The 16,189-nt window shown below is 74.4% G+C and carries 15 protein-coding genes; 11 read left to right on the top strand and 4 right to left on the bottom strand.

Features of this window, described 5'->3' with window-relative positions:
• Positions 1–111 precede the first annotated feature (111 nt).
• The 6 genes from argJ to argH all read left to right on the top strand — a co-directional run bounded on the left by argJ (position 112) and on the right by argH (position 6,463).
• Positions 112–1,284 (top strand): bifunctional glutamate N-acetyltransferase/amino-acid acetyltransferase ArgJ, encoded by a 1,173-nt coding sequence (gene argJ / locus AB0K25_RS25875; protein ID WP_219469780.1) that lies wholly within the window; start codon positions 112–114, stop codon positions 1,282–1,284.
• Positions 1,281–2,207 (top strand): acetylglutamate kinase, encoded by a 927-nt coding sequence (gene argB, locus AB0K25_RS25870; protein ID WP_219469784.1) that lies wholly within the window; start codon positions 1,281–1,283, stop codon positions 2,205–2,207. Before argJ ends, argB begins: the two co-directional genes overlap by 4 nt.
• Positions 2,204–3,478: an acetylornithine transaminase gene (locus AB0K25_RS25865; RefSeq protein WP_219469786.1), complete on the top strand. Its 1,275-nt coding sequence runs from the start codon at positions 2,204–2,206 to the stop codon at positions 3,476–3,478. The genes argB and AB0K25_RS25865 overlap by 4 nt, the downstream gene beginning before the upstream one ends.
• Positions 3,475–4,404, top strand: a complete 930-nt coding sequence (argF, locus tag AB0K25_RS25860; RefSeq protein ID WP_363823201.1) for an ornithine carbamoyltransferase — start codon at positions 3,475–3,477, stop codon at positions 4,402–4,404. The genes AB0K25_RS25865 and argF overlap by 4 nt, the downstream gene beginning before the upstream one ends.
• A complete protein-coding gene (locus AB0K25_RS25855) occupies positions 4,401–4,910 on the top strand; it encodes an arginine repressor (RefSeq protein ID WP_208570193.1) in 510 nt (169 codons plus the stop codon). Before argF ends, AB0K25_RS25855 begins: the two co-directional genes overlap by 4 nt.
• A gap of 89 nt (positions 4,911–4,999) precedes the next feature.
• Positions 5,000–6,463: an argininosuccinate lyase gene (gene argH / locus AB0K25_RS25850; protein ID WP_219469788.1), complete on the top strand. Its 1,464-nt coding sequence runs from the start codon at positions 5,000–5,002 to the stop codon at positions 6,461–6,463.
• Between the two features lie 526 nt (positions 6,464–6,989).
• Here the strand turns inward: argH and AB0K25_RS25845 are convergent.
• Complete coding sequence (locus AB0K25_RS25845) at positions 6,990–7,397, bottom strand: DNA-binding protein (protein WP_357535800.1); 408 nt, start codon at positions 7,395–7,397, stop codon at positions 6,990–6,992.
• Positions 7,398–7,567: 170 nt separating this feature from the next.
• On the opposite strand from AB0K25_RS25845, the gene AB0K25_RS25840 reads away from it, so the two are divergent.
• The 4 genes from AB0K25_RS25840 (at position 7,568) to AB0K25_RS25825 (ending at position 10,672) form a co-directional block, all read left to right on the top strand.
• Positions 7,568–8,173, top strand: a complete 606-nt coding sequence (locus tag AB0K25_RS25840; protein WP_308291086.1) for a DNA-3-methyladenine glycosylase — start codon at positions 7,568–7,570, stop codon at positions 8,171–8,173.
• Positions 8,174–8,299: 126 nt separating this feature from the next.
• Positions 8,300–8,776 carry a hypothetical protein gene (locus AB0K25_RS25835; protein ID WP_219469797.1) on the top strand — a complete coding sequence of 159 codons (477 nt, stop codon included), beginning with the start codon at positions 8,300–8,302 and terminating at the stop codon, positions 8,774–8,776.
• A 112-nt stretch (positions 8,777–8,888) separates the two neighbouring features.
• The gene (locus AB0K25_RS25830) at positions 8,889–10,052 is read left to right on the top strand and encodes an LLM class flavin-dependent oxidoreductase (protein WP_255597960.1); all 1,164 of its coding nucleotides are present in this window, start codon (positions 8,889–8,891) and stop codon (positions 10,050–10,052) included.
• Entirely contained in the window at positions 10,049–10,672 is a 624-nt protein-coding gene (locus tag AB0K25_RS25825; RefSeq protein ID WP_219469800.1) for an FMN reductase, read from the top strand. Before AB0K25_RS25830 ends, AB0K25_RS25825 begins: the two co-directional genes overlap by 4 nt.
• Before the next feature lie 68 nt (positions 10,673–10,740).
• Here the strand turns inward: AB0K25_RS25825 and AB0K25_RS25820 are convergent, their stop codons facing one another.
• From AB0K25_RS25820 to AB0K25_RS25810, 3 genes are all read right to left on the bottom strand, one after another.
• Positions 10,741–11,613: a universal stress protein gene (locus AB0K25_RS25820; RefSeq protein ID WP_219469804.1), complete on the bottom strand. Its 873-nt coding sequence runs from the start codon at positions 11,611–11,613 to the stop codon at positions 10,741–10,743.
• A 202-nt stretch (positions 11,614–11,815) separates the two neighbouring features.
• Positions 11,816–12,700, bottom strand: a complete 885-nt coding sequence (locus tag AB0K25_RS25815; RefSeq protein WP_219469808.1) for a universal stress protein — start codon at positions 12,698–12,700, stop codon at positions 11,816–11,818.
• A gap of 49 nt (positions 12,701–12,749) precedes the next feature.
• A complete protein-coding gene (locus AB0K25_RS25810; protein WP_219469812.1) occupies positions 12,750–15,533 on the bottom strand; it encodes a cation-transporting P-type ATPase in 2,784 nt (927 codons plus the stop codon).
• 179 nt (positions 15,534–15,712) lie between these two features.
• On the opposite strand from AB0K25_RS25810, the gene AB0K25_RS25805 reads away from it, so the two are divergent.
• Positions 15,713–16,183, top strand: coding sequence for a cyclic nucleotide-binding domain-containing protein (locus AB0K25_RS25805; protein WP_219469814.1), 471 nt, complete (start codon positions 15,713–15,715; stop codon positions 16,181–16,183).
• Positions 16,184–16,189: the final 6 nt, after the last annotated feature.

Genomic DNA, 16,189 nt, shown 5'->3' with positions numbered 1-16,189 from the left:
CGAGGAGCGCAGCGCAGCGGAGCCCCGCAGTCGCGAACGAAAGGCCTGCACCGTGAGCGCGAGGAGCGCAGCGCAGCGGAGCCCCGCAGTCGCGAACGAAAGGCCTGCACCGTGAGTGTCACCGCCCCTCGGGGGTTTCGTGCGGCCGGAGTCGCGGCCGGGTTGAAGAGCGGCGGGGCCACCGACGTGGCCCTGGTCGTCAACGACGGCCCGGACGCCGGCGTCGCCGGCGTCTTCACCACCAACCGGGTCAGGGCCGCGCCGGTGCGGTGGACCCAGCAGGTCGTCCGGGGCGGTGTGGTCCGCGCCGTGGTGCTCAACTCCGGCGGGGCGAACGCCTGCACCGGTCCGGCGGGCTTCCAGGACACCCACGCCACGGCCGAGCACACCGCCGCCGCGCTCACCGCGTCCAGCCCTCGGCTGCGGCTCGGTGCCGGTGACGTGGCGGTCTGCTCGACCGGCCTGATCGGTGAGCGGCTGCCGATGGACCGGCTGCTGCCCGGGGTGCGTGCCGCGATCCGGGCGCTGGCCCGCGACGGCGGCCCGGCCGCCGCCGAGGCGATCATGACGACGGACACCCGGCCGAAGACCACCGTCGTGCGGGGGGCCGGCTGGACGGTGGGCGGGATGGCCAAGGGCGCCGGGATGCTCGCCCCCGGCATGGCCACCATGCTGTGCGTGCTGACCACCGACGCGGTGGCCGGGCCGGAGCTGCTGGACGCCGCGTTGCGGGCCGCCACCCGGGTCACCTTCGACCGGGTCGACTCCGACGGGTGCATGTCCACCAACGACACGGTGCTGCTGCTGTCCAGCGGGGCGTCCGGGGTGGAGCCCGACGAGGCCGAGCTGACCGCCGCCGTCACCGCCGCCTGCCACGACCTGGCCCAGCAGTTGGTCGCCGACGCCGAGGGGGCGACCAAGCAGGTCGCCATCGAGGTGGTCGGTGCCGCCGACGAGGACGACGCGGTCGAGGTGGGCCGGTCGGTGGCCCGCAACAACCTGGTCAAGACCGCGCTGTTCGGCAACGACCCGAACTGGGGTCGGATTCTCGCGGCGGTCGGCACCACCGCCGCCGCGTTCGACCCGGACGCGGTGGACGTGGCGGTCAACGGGATCTGGGTGTGCCGTGGCGGTGCCGCCGCCGAGGACCGGTCCAAGGTCGACCTGACCGGGCGGGACGTCACCATCCGCATCGACCTGCACGCGGGTGCGGCGGCGGCGACGATCTGGACCAACGACCTGTCGCACGCGTACGTGCACGAGAACTCGGCGTACTCGACATGAGCCTGTCCGCGGATCTCACCCGGGCCCAGGTGAAGGCCGAGACGCTGATCGAGGCGCTGCCCTGGCTGGCCCGGTTCTCCGGGGCCACCGTGGTGGTCAAGTACGGCGGCAACGCGATGGTCGACCCGGCCCTGCAACGGGCCTTCGCCGCCGACATGGTCTTCCTGCGCTATGCCGGGCTCAAGCCGGTCGTGGTGCACGGCGGCGGGCCGCAGATCTCGGCGATGCTGGGGCGGCTCGGCATCGCCAGCGAGTTCAAGGGTGGCCTGCGGGTCACCACCCCCGAGGCGATGGACGTCGTCCGGATGGTGCTGGTCGGCCAGGTCGGCCGGGAACTGGTCGGCCTGATCAACGCGCACGGTCCGTTCGCCGTCGGCCTGTCCGGGGAGGACGCCGGCCTGTTCACCGCCGTGCGGCGGCCCGCCTGGGTCGACGGTGAGGCGGTCGACGTCGGTCAGGTCGGTGACGTGGAGTCGGTGGACGGGTCGGCGGTGACCGACCTGATCGCGGCCGGTCGGATCCCGGTCATCTCCACCGTCGCCCCGGACGCCGACGGCGTGCTGCACAACCTCAACGCCGACACCGCCGCCGCCGCGTTGGCGATCGCCCTGCACGCCCGCAAGCTGGTCGTCCTCACCGACGTCGCCGGTTTGTACGCCGACTGGCCGGACACCACCAGCCTGGTCAGCGAGATCGACGCCGAGGCGTTGGCGGCGCTGTTGCCGTCCCTGGAATCGGGGATGGTGCCCAAGATGGAGGCCTGCCTGCGGGCGGTGCGCGGGGGAGTGCCCGCCGCGCACGTCGTCGACGGTCGGGTCGCGCACTCCACCCTGCTGGAGGTCTTCACCTCGGAGGGGTTCGGCACGATGGTCGTCGACACCCCGTCCGGGTCCACCCATGAGGAAGGCACGGTCGGCGCATGAGCACGCTGGTGCAACGCTGGGGCGAGTCCATGATGGACAACTACGGCACCCCGCCGCTGGCGCTGGTCTCCGGCTCCGGCGCGGTCGTCGTCGACGAGGCCGGCCGGGAGTACGTCGACCTGCTCGGCGGTATCGCGGTCAACGCGCTCGGGCACGCCCACCCCGCCGTGGTGGCCGCCGTCTCCAAACAGATCGCCACCCTCGGCCACGTCTCCAACCTGTTCGTCGCGGAACCCCCGGTGGCCCTCGCGGAGTTGCTGCTGGCGTTGGCCGGCCGGCCCGGTCGGGTGTTCTTCGCCAACTCCGGCGCCGAGGTCAACGAGGCCGCGTTCAAGCTGTCCCGGCTCACCGGCCGGTCGCACGTCGTGGCCACCGTCGGCGGTTTCCACGGCCGCACCATGGGGGCGCTGGCGTTGACCGGCCAACCGGCGAAGGCCGACCCGTTCCGCCCGCTGCCCGGCGACGTCGACCACGTCCCGTACGGCGACGTGGCGGCGCTGGCGGCGGCCGTCACCGACGCCACCGCGATGGTGATCCTGGAGCCGGTCCAGGGCGAGAACGGGGTGGTCGTCCCGCCGCCCGGCTACCTGGCCGAGGCGCGGCGGATCACCGCCCGGCACGGGGCCCTGCTGGTGCTCGACGAGGTGCAGACCGGCATCGGGCGCACCGGTCACTGGTTCGCCCACCAGGCCGACGGGGTGGAGCCGGACGTCATCACCCTGGCCAAGGGGCTGGGCGGCGGGTTGCCCATCGGCGCGTGCCTGGCCTTCGGTCGGGCCGCCGAGCTGCTCCGGGCCGGTTCGCACGGCACCACCTTCGGCGGCAACCCGGTCAGCTGCGCCGCCGCCCTCGCGGTGGTCTCCACCATCGCCGGCGAGGGCCTGCTCGACCACGTCAAGCGCACCGGTGAACGGCTGCGTCGGGGCGTCGAGGCGCTGGGCCACCCGCTCGTCGCCGAGGTACGCGGAGCCGGTCTGCTGCTCGGCATCGTGCTCGCCGCACCGGTCGCCGGCCCGGTGGCCGGCGCGCTGCGCACGGCGGGGTTCCTGGTCAACCCGGTCCAGCCGGGGGTGATCCGGCTCGCCCCGCCGCTGATCCTCACCGGCGAGCAGGTCGACGCGTTCCTGGCCGCCCTCCCCGCCGCCCTCGACACGGCCGTCGACCTTCCGGCCGCTGACAGCACGCCGGCCACCCACGGCACGCCGGCTGCGCAGACCCGCACCGCGCCGCCGTCCATCCCCACCCCGACCCCGACGGAGACCCGCACATGATCCGGCACCTGCTGGCCGACGACGACCTCACCCCGGCCGAACAGTCGGCCGTGCTCGACCTGGCCGCCCGGATGAAGGCCGACCGGTTCGGGTTCACCCCGCTGGCCGGGCCGCGTTCGGTGGCGGTGCTGTTCGACAAGCAGAGCCTGCGGACCCGGATCTCCTTCGACGCCGGCATCGCCGAACTCGGCGGTCACCCGCTCGTGGTGGACACCCAGGTCACCCACTTCGGTCGGGGCGAGACACTCGCCGACGCCGGCCGGGTGCTGTCCCGCTACGTCGCCGCGATCGTGCTGCGTACCCACGGCGACGACCGGATCGCCGAGGTCGCCTCGCACGCTGGCGTGCCGGTGATCAACGCGCTCACCGACGGCTACCACCCGTGCCAGCTCCTCGCCGACCTGCTCACCGTCCGCGAGCACTGCGGCGGCACCGCCGGGCGGACCCTGGCGTACGTGGGGGACGCGGCGAACAACCTGTCGCACTCGTACCTGCTGGCCGGGGCTACCGCCGGGATGCACGTACGGGTCGCCGGGCCGGCCGGGTTCCAACCCGATCCGGGGGTGCTGGACCGGGCCGGGAAGATCGCCAAGGGCACCGGCGGGTCGGTACGGGCACTTATCGACCCGGTCGAGGCGGTCCGGGACGCCGACGTGGTCGCCACCGACACCTGGACCTCGATGGGCCAGGAGGACGACGGGCTGGACCGGATCACCCCGTTCCTGCCCTACCAGGTCAACGCCGCGCTGCTCGGTCACGCCGGGCCGGACGTGAAGGTGCTGCACTGCCTGCCCGCCCACCGGGACGAGGAGATCACCAGCGAGGTGCTCGACGGCCCGCACAGCGTGGTCTTCGACCAGGCGGAGAATCGGCTGCACGCCCAGAAGGCGCTGCTGACCTTTCTCCTGGAGGCATCCTCATCATGACCGCCCCGACCCGCGCCGCCCGGCACGCCCGCATCGTCGAGTTGATCCGGGCCAGGGCGATCCGTTCCCAGACCGAGCTGGCCGACCTGCTCGCCGCCGACGGGGTGCAGGTCACCCAGGCCACCCTCTCCCGGGATCTGGAGGAGTTGGGCGCGGTGAAGGCCCGGGGCGGGGACGGGCGGGCCGGCTACCTGATCCCCGAGGACGGCCACCGGCCGCTGCGCGACGCCGAGGCGGCCCCCGCCCGGCTGATCCGGCTGCTGCGCGAGCTGCTCAACGGGGTCGACTCCAGCGGCAACATCGCCGTGCTGCGTACCCCGCCGGGTGCGGCGCACTACCTGGCCAGCGCCGTGGACCGGGCGGGTCTGACCGAGGTCGTCGGCACCATCGCCGGTGACGACACCATCCTGGTGGTGGCCCGCGAGGCCGACGGTGGGGCCGCGCTCGGCGACAAGCTCGCCGGGTGGGCCCGCCGCGACGAGGCCGGGGAAGGAAACACCCCGTGACCGGGTCGGTCACGGGTTTGCGTACGACGGACGAGCCGGCGCCGGGAGTGAACCCCGCAGTCGGTGAGCGAAAGGTGAGCACTGCCAGAATGAGCGGCGTGGACGACAAGAGCCTGACCGAGAACAGCGCCGCGACGAACCGGACGAGCCTGTGGGGTGGCCGGTTCGCCGGTGGCCCCGCCGAGGCCCTGGCGCGGCTGTCGGTGAGCGTCCAGTTCGACTGGCGTCTCGCCCCGTACGACATCGCGGGTTCCCGCGCGCACGCCCGGGTGCTGGCGGGCGCGGGGTTGCTCGACCCCGACGAGCTGGGGCGGATCCTGGCGGCGTTGGACGACCTGGAGGCGGCCTGCGCGTCCGGGCAGTTCCGTCCGACGATCGACGACGAGGACGTGCACACCGCGCTGGAGCGGGGCCTGCTGGAGCGGCTCGGCAGCCTCGGCGGCAAGCTGCGCGCCGGCCGGTCCCGCAACGACCAGGTCGCCACCGACCTTCGGCTCTATCTGCGCGACCACGCCCGGGGGGTGGCCGCCCGGCTGGTGGAGCTGGCCGAGGCTCTGGTGGAGCAGGCGGAACGGCACGTCGACACGGCCGCGCCGGGGATGACCCACCTCCAGCACGCCCAGCCGGTCACCTTCGGGCACTGGCTGCTGGCCCACGTCCAGCCGCTGCTGCGGGACCTGGAGCGGCTGCGCGACTGGGACCACCGTACGGCGATCAGCCCGCTCGGCGCGGGCGCGCTGGCCGGCTCGGGCCTGCCCCTGGACCCGGTGGCCGTCTCCAAGGAGTTGGGTTTCCGGACATCCTTCGCCAACTCCATGGACGCGGTCGCCGACCGGGATTTCGTCGCCGAGTTCCTCTTCGTCACCGCGCTCGTCGGGGTGCACCTGTCCCGCCTCGGCGAGGAGGTGGTGCTCTGGACGTCGCACGAGTTCGGTTGGGTCGAGCTGGACGACGCGTTCGCCACCGGGTCGTCGATCATGCCGCAGAAGAAGAACGCTGACATCGCCGAGCTGGCCCGGGGCAAGTCCGGTCGGCTGGTCGGCGGTCTGATGAGCGTGCTCACGATGCTCAAGGGCCTGCCGTTGGCCTACGACCGGGACATGCAGGAGGACAAGGAGCCCGCGTTCGACGCGGTCGACACCCTGGAGCTGCTGCTCCCGGCGCTGGCCGGGATGATCTCCACGATGACCGTCCGGGTGGACCGCCTGGTCGCCGCCGCGCCGGTGGGCTTCTCGCTCGCCACCGAGGTCGCCGACTGGCTGGTCCGGCGCAACGTGCCGTTCCGCGACGCGCACGAGATCACCGGAAAACTGGTGGCGCTCTGCGCGGCCCGCGACTGTGCCCTCGACGAGGTCTCCGACGCCGACCTGGCGGCGGTCAGCGAGCACCTCGACCCGTCGGTGCGTGACGTGCTGTCGGTCCGTTCGGCGCTGGCCGCCCGGATCACCCCCGGCTCGACCGGCCCCGGCCCGGTCGCCGACCAGCTCGCCGCCGCGTCCGACCAGCTCACCGGCTGGCGGGAGTGGGCCGCCGAGCGGGTCGTACCCCGCTGATCTGACGCGTGCCGGTCGTCCGCGCCCCGCAACTCGGAAGGCGGACGACCGGACCTGGGCCGGCTGGCCGCCGCCCAGGTCCAGCGCGTTCCACCCGGGCCGGTCGACGTACCGCCCGGGCCATAGTTGCGGCCGGTCGTCGCGGGCGGGCTGCCCGCGACGCTGGCTCGCCGTCGTCGTGGCGGCTGTGGCCGTCGTGCCGTGCCGTCTTCGTCGCGCTGTCGGTTGCGGTGCGTGAGCGGGCAACTCCCGCTACGGAGAGCGACTTTTCTCCGGCGAACACCATGACACCTTCTCGCCCTTTGCTCTGCTGCCCATTCCGCGCCACGCCGCTGACCAGGTGAATTGTTGGAGCTGGCTGACGGTTCGGCGCGGGAGGCTATGAGGCTGAGTGTCTGTCGCGTCGAGGTCAGCAGAGCAAAGGGGCGACAGTAGGGTAGTGGGTGGTTGCGCCTTGACTACTCTCAGTGTCGATCGGCGAGTCTGGGAGTGGTGGGGCCGCAGAGGACCAGGCGGTTCCAGCGGGTCAGGCGGTGCGGGCGGCCAGGCGTTCGTGGCGTTGCTTGGCCGCCTGTGCGCTGCCCAGTCCGAGCCCGAACGCGATCGCCTGCCAGGTCAGTCCGCGGGCCCGGGCCATCGTCAGCAGGCCCACCTCCAGCGCGTCGAGTTCGGCGCGCAGGTGTGGCAACAGGGTCAGCGCGGCGGTGAGGTCCGCGTCGTCGACGGGCTCCTCGTCGGCCTCCCGGGTCGCCCCGCCGGCGGCAAGCGCGGTGACCACCGAGACGGCCTCCCATGGGTCGGCCAGGTACGGGTTGGTGTACCGGCGTCGTCGTGCGTCGGTGTCGGCGTGCCGGGTGCTGATCCGGTGCAGCGCGGCGTAGGTCCGCTCGGCTCGGGCGCGGGCCGCGTCAGGTGCGCTGAAGGTGTCGGTCATGGCACCCATTCCATGCTGACAACGATCCGTTGTCAACAAAATGTTTAAGCAATCCGTCGGGCTGCCCACCGTGACGACCGGCCGGCATGACGACGTCTGCCTGCCCCGGATGCCGACGGGAATACGGTCCTCGGTTTGCCGATCTTCCGCAGGTGCCGTTACCTGGAGCGGTGAACTACCCGTGGCTGCACGCCCCCGCCGCCGAGGTGGCCGAGACGGCGCGCACGCTGCTCGGCTGGGAACTCGCCGCCGGTGGCGTCCGGATCAGGCTGACCGAGGTCGAGGCGTACGCCGGCACCGGCGAGGACCCGGCGTCGCACGCCCACCGGGGACCCACCCCCCGGACCAGGGTGATGTTCGGGCCGGCCGGGCACGCCTACACGTACTTCGTGTTCGGCATGCACTGGTGTCTCAACATCGTCTGCGGTCGCGACGGTGAGGCGGCGGCCGTACTACTGCGGGCCGGGGAGGTGGTCGACGGGCTACCCGCGGCCCGCACCCGCCGGGGGGACGTCGCCGACCGGGACCTGGCCCGGGGGCCGGCCCGGCTGGCCGTCGCGCTCGACGTCACCGCGTCTGCCAACGGCACCTGCGTGCTCGACGGGAGCGGTCCCCTGCTGCTGAGCCCGCCGACCTGCCCGGTCGCCCGCGCCGAGGTCACCGCCGGTCCCCGGGTCGGGGTGGCCGCCGCCCACGACGTGCCGTGGCGTTTCTGGATCACCGGCGACCCGACGGTCAGCGCCTACCGCCGGCACGTGCCCCGCCGGCGCGGCTGACCCGGACCACCATGCCGACCGCCGACGGTGGGCCGACCGCCGACGGTGGGCCGGGGACCGACGGGGCGTCCGTCTCCGGCGAAGTTCGCTAGCATTCGCGCGCAATCGTGACCGGAGGTGGTTCGGATGGACGCAAACGACGCCGGAGTGCTGGTCGGCAGGCTGGCCTGCGTGGCCGTCCCGCTGGTGCTGATGATGGTGCTGGCGGTCGTCGTCGTGGTGGCGGTGCAGCTCGGCCGCCGCCGCCCGCCGCCACCAGGGCCGCCGCCGTCGTGGCCCCCGACCGGCTCGACCGGGTACGCCCCACCCGCCGGCCCGCCCCACCCCGCGCCACATCCCGCCCACCCGCATGCCGGCCAGCCCTCGACCACCGGCCAGCCCTCGACTGCCGGCCAGCCCTCGACTGCCGGCCAGTCCTGGACCGCCGGCCAGTCCACGACCGCCGGCCCGCCCGACGGTTCGCCGTCGGACGTCCGACCGGCCGATCGGGCGCCGTCGGCCGCCAGTGCCCCCGGCGACCCGTCGTCGGACGCGTCGGACCAGGGCGATCCGGGTACCCCGAGGCAGGGGGAGGAGCCGGCGGGACCGTCGTCGGCGGGGTGACCGGTGCCACCCCGGGAATGGCCGACGCCGGAATAGTTGACGCGTCAAATAGGTTGTGCGCGACGTCCGGGTACCACGAACGGCCCGGTATCTCAGACGCGAGGAGCTGGTCATGCAGTTCGGAGTCTTCACCGTCGGCGACGTCACGGTCGACCCGACCACCGGACGGGAGCCGACCGAGCACGAGCGGATCAAGGCGATGGTGACCATCGCCCTCAAGGCCGAAGAGGTCGGTCTCGACGTCTTCGCCACCGGCGAGCACCACAACCGCCCGTTCGTCCCTTCCTCGCCCACCACCATGCTGGGGCACATCGCCGCCCGCACCGAGCGGCTGCTGCTGTCCACCGCGACCACGCTGATCACCACCAACGACCCGGTGAAGATCGCCGAGGACTACGCCATGCTCCAGCACCTGGCCGACGGCCGGGTGGACCTGATGATGGGGCGCGGCAACACCGGGCCGGTCTACCCGTGGTTCGGGCAGGACATCCGCAACGGCATCCGGCTCGCCGTCGAGAACTACGAGCTGCTGCACCGGCTGTGGCGCGAGGACGTCGTCGACTGGCAGGGCAAGTTCCGCACCCCGTTGCAGTCGTTCACCTCGACCCCGCGCCCGCTCGACGACGTCCCGCCGTTCGTCTGGCACGGCTCGATCCGCAGCCCCGAGATCGCCGAGCAGGCCGCCTACTACGGTGACGGTTTCTTCGCCAACCACATCTTCTGGCCCAAGGAGCACACCCAGCGGATGGTCGGCCTCTACCGGCAGCGCTTCGCCCACTACGGCCACGGCTCGCCCGAGCAGGCCATCGTCGGGCTCGGCGGCCAGGTGTTCATGCGACGTAACTCGCAGGACGCCGTGCGCGAGTTCCGGCCGTACTTCGACAACGCGCCGGTCTACGGGCACGGGCCGTCGCTGGAGGAGTTCACCCGCCAGACCCCGCTGACCGTGGGCAGCCCGCAGCAGGTCATCGACCGCACCCTCGGCTTCCGGGAGTACGTCGGCGACTACCAGCGGCAGCTGTTCCTGCTCGACCACGCGGGGCTGCCCCTGAAGACGGTGCTGGAGCAGCTCGATCTGCTCGGCGAGGAGGTCGTACCCGTGCTGCGCAAGGAGTTCGACGCGCTGCGCCCGGCGCACGTGCCGGTCGCGCCCACCCACGCCTCGTTGGTCGCCGCCCGCGACGCCGCACTGGCCGGGACGGGTGACGCCGGTGACCCGGCCGGTGCGGGTGACGCCGGTGACCTGGCTGCCGCCGGGGCGGAGGGGGTCCGATGACCCGCCGCACCCTGGCCGTGGTGTCGGCGGGGCTGAGCCAGCCGTCGTCGACCCGGCTGCTCGCCGACCAGCTCGCCGCCGCCGCCCGCGACGAGCTGGTCCGGCGCGGCGACGAGGTGGAGCTGCGGGTGGTGGAGCTGCGCGACCACGCCCACGACGTGGTGAACAACCTGCTCACCGGCTTCCCGTCGACGGAGCTGCGGGCCGCCCTCGACGCGGTCACCGGAGCCGACGGCATCGTGGCCGTCACGCCGATCTTCAACGCCTCGTACAACGGGCTGTTCAAGTCCTTCTTCGACGTGGTGGACGCCCAGGCGCTGGTCGACCGACCGGTGCTGATCGGCGCGACCGGCGGCACCGCCCGGCACTCGCTGGCCCTGGAGCACGCCGTCCGGCCGATGTTCGGCTACCTGCGCGCGGTGGTGCTGCCGACGTCGGTCTTCGCCGCCCCGGAGGACTGGTCCGGCGGCACCGCCGAGGGGGCGTTGCGGACCCGCATCGACCGTGCCGGCCGGGAGCTGGCCGACCAGGTCGACCGGCGGCCACCGGCGACCGGCCCGGCCGACCCGTTCGCCCTCACCACCGACTTCGCCCAGCTCCTGGGCAGCCGGGAGGGCTGACCCGCAGCAGCGGCTGTCGGGCTGGCCCGCGCCGGCTCGGCGGTCCTGCGGCGGCCGGCCGGGCGAGCTCACCGGTACGGGTGGGCCACCAGCACCGGGCAGTGGGCATGCTGTACCACCGCCTGGCTGACCGAGCCCAGCAGCATACCGGTGAAACCGCCCCGGCCCCGGGTGCCGACGGCCAGCACCGACGCCGTGCCGCTGGCCTCGATCAGACCCTGCGCCACCCCGACCGCCCGGACCGGATGCTCCCGCAGCACCACGTCCGGGTGGTCGGCGCGGACCGCAGCGGACGCTTCGGCGAGCAACCGGACCGCGTGCGCCTGGTACGCCGCCTCGGACTCGGCGACCTCGTCGGGCACCTCCTGGTCCTGCGGGGCGGGGCCGACGTGCACCAGCACCAGCGGCACCCCCCGCCGGACCGCCTCGGCGGCGGCCTGGTCGGCGGCGACCCCGGCGGCCGGCGACCCGTCCACGCCCACCAGCACCGGCCCGTCCACGCCGATCGGCAACGTCTCCGGCCGGACGACCAGCACCGGGCAGTGCGCGTGCGCGGCGACCTGAGCGCCGACCGAGCCGAGCAGCAGCCCGGCGAAACCACCCAGCCCCCGGCTGCCCACCACCACCAGGTCGGCGCGGCGGGACTCCTCGACCAGTGTCGCGCCCGCCCCACCGGCGACCTGACGCACCTGCACCGTCAGCCCCGACCACCGGTCGGCCAGCTCGGCGGCGGTCCGCTCCAACATCTGCTGCGCCTCGTCCGACGGCGCCGGCACCCCCAGGTCGTACGGGTTGAGCGGCACGCCGTAGCCGAGCGGGTGCAGGTAACCGTGCACCAGGTGCAGCGGCGCGGAACGCAGCACCGCCGCGTGCGCGGCCTGCTCCGCGGCGGCCAGGCTGGTCGGCGAGCCGTCCACGCCCACCACTACCGGTCGGTTCATCAGCTCTCCCAGGGTCGGTTGCGCCCATTGTCGACGTGCCGGCCCGTCAAACGCCGGCAGCTGACCAGGCCGGGCGTGCCGCCGCCACCTGCTCCGGCCGGGTGGGCGGTCCCCATCTGCTCCGGCCGGGGTGCCGCCCATCCGTCGCGGACCGGCGATGCCGGCCACCTGCTCCGGCCGGGCGTGCCGCCGCCTGCGGCGGTCAGACGGCGTGGTTGCGGACGATCACCAGTGGGCTGTGCGCGTGGTGCAGCACCGCGTGGCTGACCGAGCCGAGCAGCATCCCGCCCAGCGCGCTGCGGCCGTGCGCGCCGACGACGGTGAGCTGGGCCGCCGCCGACTCCTCGACCAGCACCCGGGCCGCCGCGCCGGGCACCAGCCGTCGGGTCACCGGGACGTCCGGATAGCGGTCCGACCAGCCGGCCAGCGCCTCGGCGAGCATCCGCTCCTCCTCGGCGGCGAGCGCCTCCACGTCATAGACCAGCGGCAGCACGTCGCCCGGGCCGAGCGGCGCGGGGGTCAGCCAGGCGTGTACGGCCAGCAACCCGGTGTCGCGCTGGGCCGCTGCGGCGAAGGCGAACCCGAGCGCCTCGGTGGACAGCGCGGAGCCGTCCACCCCGACCAGCACCGGGCCGTCCGCCCTGGCCTCACCGCGTACCACCAGCACCGGGCAGTCGGCGCGGGCGGAGACCTGCACCGCCGTCGAGCCGATCAGCAGCCCGGCGAAACCGCCAAGCCCCCGGGTGCCGAGCACCAGCAGCGCCGCGTCCTGGGCCTCGCGTAGCAGCACCGGGGTCGGTGCGCCGTCGGACAACCAGCCGGTGACGACCAGGTCGGGGGCGACCTTGCGAGCTTCGGTGACGGCGTCGGCGATGATCCGTTCGGCCTCGTGCCGCAGCCCCGCCTGGGGCGGTCCAGCGGGCCCGGGGCCCAACGGGATGCCGAACAGCGGCCAGATGAACGCGTGCACCACCCGCAGCGGGCGGTGCCGGTCGGCGGCCTCCCGGGCGGCGACCCGGACCGCGTCCAGCGCCGAGCGGGAACCGTCCACACCGACCACGACGGGGGCGCCGGATCTGTTCGTCATCATGTCCTCCTTCATCCGTCTCCAGCCTGGTCGTGCGCGGCCCGCCCGGTCAGGGGCGTCCGGCCCGACCGGTGGGCCCTTGGTCCCGCACCGGACGTTCCCGGCCCGTACCGTCGACCGCCGGATCGGTGACCGCGTCCCGGCTGGGGTCGGTGACCGCGTCCCGGCCGGGGTCGGTGACGGCGGCCGTCGGGACGTCGGTCACCGCGTCGGCGACGGCCCCGGCCGGCAGCCGAAGGTCGGGCGGGATCGGGGTGCCGGTGGCGGTGGCGGGGCGGCGGTGGGCCAGCCGCAGCACCAGGCCGGGCAGGACGCTGACCGCCAGGCAGGCCAGCAGGACGGTGGGGCCGAGGGGTTCGGTGCCGAGCAGCGTCCGCAGCGGTGGCAGCAGCACGCCACCGACCTGGAGCAGCGCCGACCCGGCCACGGCGACGAGCAGCCCCGGGTTGGCCTGACCCGCCCCGGCTGTTCGGGGCGCCCGGACGGCGAGTGCCACCCCGAGCTGGGCCAGGCCCAGCACCACGAAGACCACCGACTGCCAGGGCAGCCCGGCGTGGGCGGCGGTCACCCCGGCGGCCAGCACCACCGTCGAGATCAGCGCCCCGGTCACCAGCACGTCGCGGCCCAGCCCTGCGCCGAGCACCGACTCGCGGGGCGAGCGGGGGGCCCGCCGCAGGGTGCCCGGTTCGGCGGGTTCCGCGCCGAGCGCCACCCCCGGCAGGCCGTGGGTGAGCAGGTTGATCCAGAGGATCTGTGCCGGCAGCAGCGGTACGGGCAGGCCGAACAGCGGGCCCAGCAGCATCACCACGATCTCGGCCACCCCGCCGGAGAGGGCGTAGCGCAGGAACCGGCGGATGTTGTCGTAGATCCGCCGGCCCTCGCCGATCGCCACGGCGACGGTGGCCAGGTCGTCGTCGACCAGCACCAGGTCGGCGGCCTGCCGGGCGACCTCGGTGCCGCCGCCCATCGCCACCCCGATGTCGGCGCGGCGCAGCGCCGGGGCGTCGTTCACCCCGTCCCCGGTCATCGCGACCACGTGCCCCCGGGCCTGGAGCCCGGCGATGATGTCCAGCTTCTGCTCCGGCTGGGTCCGGGCGAACACCCGGGCGTGCGGTTCCGCCTGGGTGGCGTCGTCGGTGTCGCCCCGGACCACCGGGTCACCGGCCCGCCACAGGCCGAGCTGTCCACCGATCGCGGCGGCGGTGGCCGGGTGGTCGCCGGTGACCAGCAGCAGTCGTACCCCGGCGGTGTCGAGACCGGCGGCGATCCCGGCCGCGCCGGCCCGCAGCGGGTCGCCGACGCCGACCAGCCCCACCGGGCGCAGGCCGACCGGTGCGGCCAGGTCGGGCACCGTGTCGACAGGTGCGGACGCCACCGCGAGCACCCGCAGCCCCTCGGCGGCCAACTGGCGGGCGGCGGCGGTCAGCGCCTCGATCTCCTCGGCGGTGGCGTCGAGCAGGGTGCTGGTCAGCACGTTCTCCGGTGCGCCCTTGCAGACCACCAACTGCCGCCCGTCGCAGCCCCGGTGCACGGTGACCATCCGGCGGGTGGCCTGCTCGAAGGGGCGTTCGGCGATCCGGGGCCAGGCGCGGCGGGTGGCCTCGGGCTCCAGTCCGCACCGGCCGGCGAAGGCGGTCAGGGCGGCCTCCAGCGGATCGCCGACCGGGGTCCAGTCGGGCTGGTCGTCCTGTGGTGGCGACACGGTGGCGTCGTTGCAGAGCAGCCCGGCGCGTGCCAGCCGGCGCAGTTCCTGCGGCGCGGTCACCGTCGTGCCGTCGCGACTGACCTGCCCGTGCGGGGCGTACCCGACGCCGTCGACGGTGTACCGGACGCCGTCGGGGGTGACCGCCGTCCGCACCACCATCCGTCCTTCGGTGAGGGTGCCGGTCTTGTCGGAGGCGATGACCGTCACCGAGCCGAGGGTCTCCACCGCGTGCAGCCGGCGGGGGATGGCGCGGGCCCCGGCCATCCGGCGCGCGCCCAGCGCCAGCGCCAGGGTCACCACCGCAGGCAACGACTCCGGGACGGCCGCCACCACCAGGCTCACCGCCGTCACGGCCATCTCCACCACCGGCCGGCCACCGGCCACCCCGATGGCGAAGACCAGGCCGGACAGGGCCACCACGGCCAGGGCGAGGATCCGGCCGAGACCGGCCAGCCGGCGCTGCAACGGCGTCGGGGCCGGTCGGGTGCCGGCGACCAGGGCGCTGATCCGGCCCAGCGCCGACGCGGCCCCGGTGCGCAGCACCATGCCGGTGGCCCGGCCGGTGGTCACCACCGTCCCGGCCCGCACCTCCTCGTCGTCGTCGCGGGCCACCGGCACCGACTCGCCGGTCAGCGCCGACTCGTCCACCTGGAACCGGCTCGCCTCGACCAGCCGCAGGTCCGCCGGGACGACGTCACCGGCCTCCACCCGGACCAGGTCGTCGCGGACCAGGTCGGCGGCCGGCAACACCACGTCGCGGCCGTCGCGTACCACCCGGGCGGTGGGGGCGGAGAGCTGGTCCAGCGCGGCGATGGCCCGGTCGGCGCGGACCTCCTGCACCACCCCGATGATCGTGTTCACCGCCACCACCAGCACGATCACCGCCGTGTCCGGCCAGTCGCCGAGCAGGGTGGTGACCGTCGCGGCGGCGAGCAGCAGGGCGACGAGCGGGTCGGTGAGCTGGCGCAGCACCCGGCCGGGGAGCCGCCGCCGGGTCGGCGCGGCGACGCTGTTCGGGCCGTCGGTACGCAGTCGCGCCGCCGCCTCGGCGGTGGTCAGGCCGCCGGTGGCCCGTCCCGGGTCGAGGTCGTCGTCCACCAGCACCGCTCCCGCACCGGATGTCGTCACCGGTGACCTCCCCGCCTCGTGCGGCGTGTCCCGGGCACGCCGTCCCGTTCCACCCTCGCGCGGCGGCGGCCGGTCGGGCAGAGGCGATCTTCCCGCAGGTCACGGGACCATTGGCCCTGCCGCGTCGGCGTCTTCGGGGGTGCCATGGAGGGGACGACATCACGGCGAAGGGCACCCCGATGACCCCTCTGGAGATGCTCACCGAGCACCCCTTCCTCGCCGGCCTGCCGCCGCAGTGGTTGCCCCGGTTGACCGGGTACGCCCGGCCGGTGGTCTGGCACCCCGGTCACCGGCTGTTCTACGCCGGCCAGCCGGCGGAGCGGTTCTGGCTGGTCAGGGGCGGGGAGGTGGCGCTGGACTTCCCGGTGCCGGGGCGCGGGGACGTGGGCATCGAGTCGATCGGGCCGGGTGGGGTGCTGGGCTGGTCGTGGCTGTTCCCGCCCTACCGCTGGCAGTTCGGCGCGGTCGCCGTCCGGCGGACCACCACCGTGGAGTTCACCGCGGAGGGGGTACGCCGGCTGATGGAGTCCGACGACGCCCTGGGTCGGCAGCTCACCACCCGGTTCATGAGCGTGGTCGTGGACCGGCTCCAGGCGTCCCGGGGGCGGCTGCTCGACCTGTACGGCTACCCGACCTCGGCGGCGAGCTGACCCGGA

This window comes from Micromonospora sp. NPDC049257, assembly GCF_040678915.1.
In the GTDB taxonomy this organism is placed as follows: domain Bacteria; phylum Actinomycetota; class Actinomycetes; order Mycobacteriales; family Micromonosporaceae; genus Micromonospora; species Micromonospora antibiotica.
Note: the sequence above shows the minus strand (reverse complement) of the source record. Positions and strands in the feature narration are given on the sequence as shown.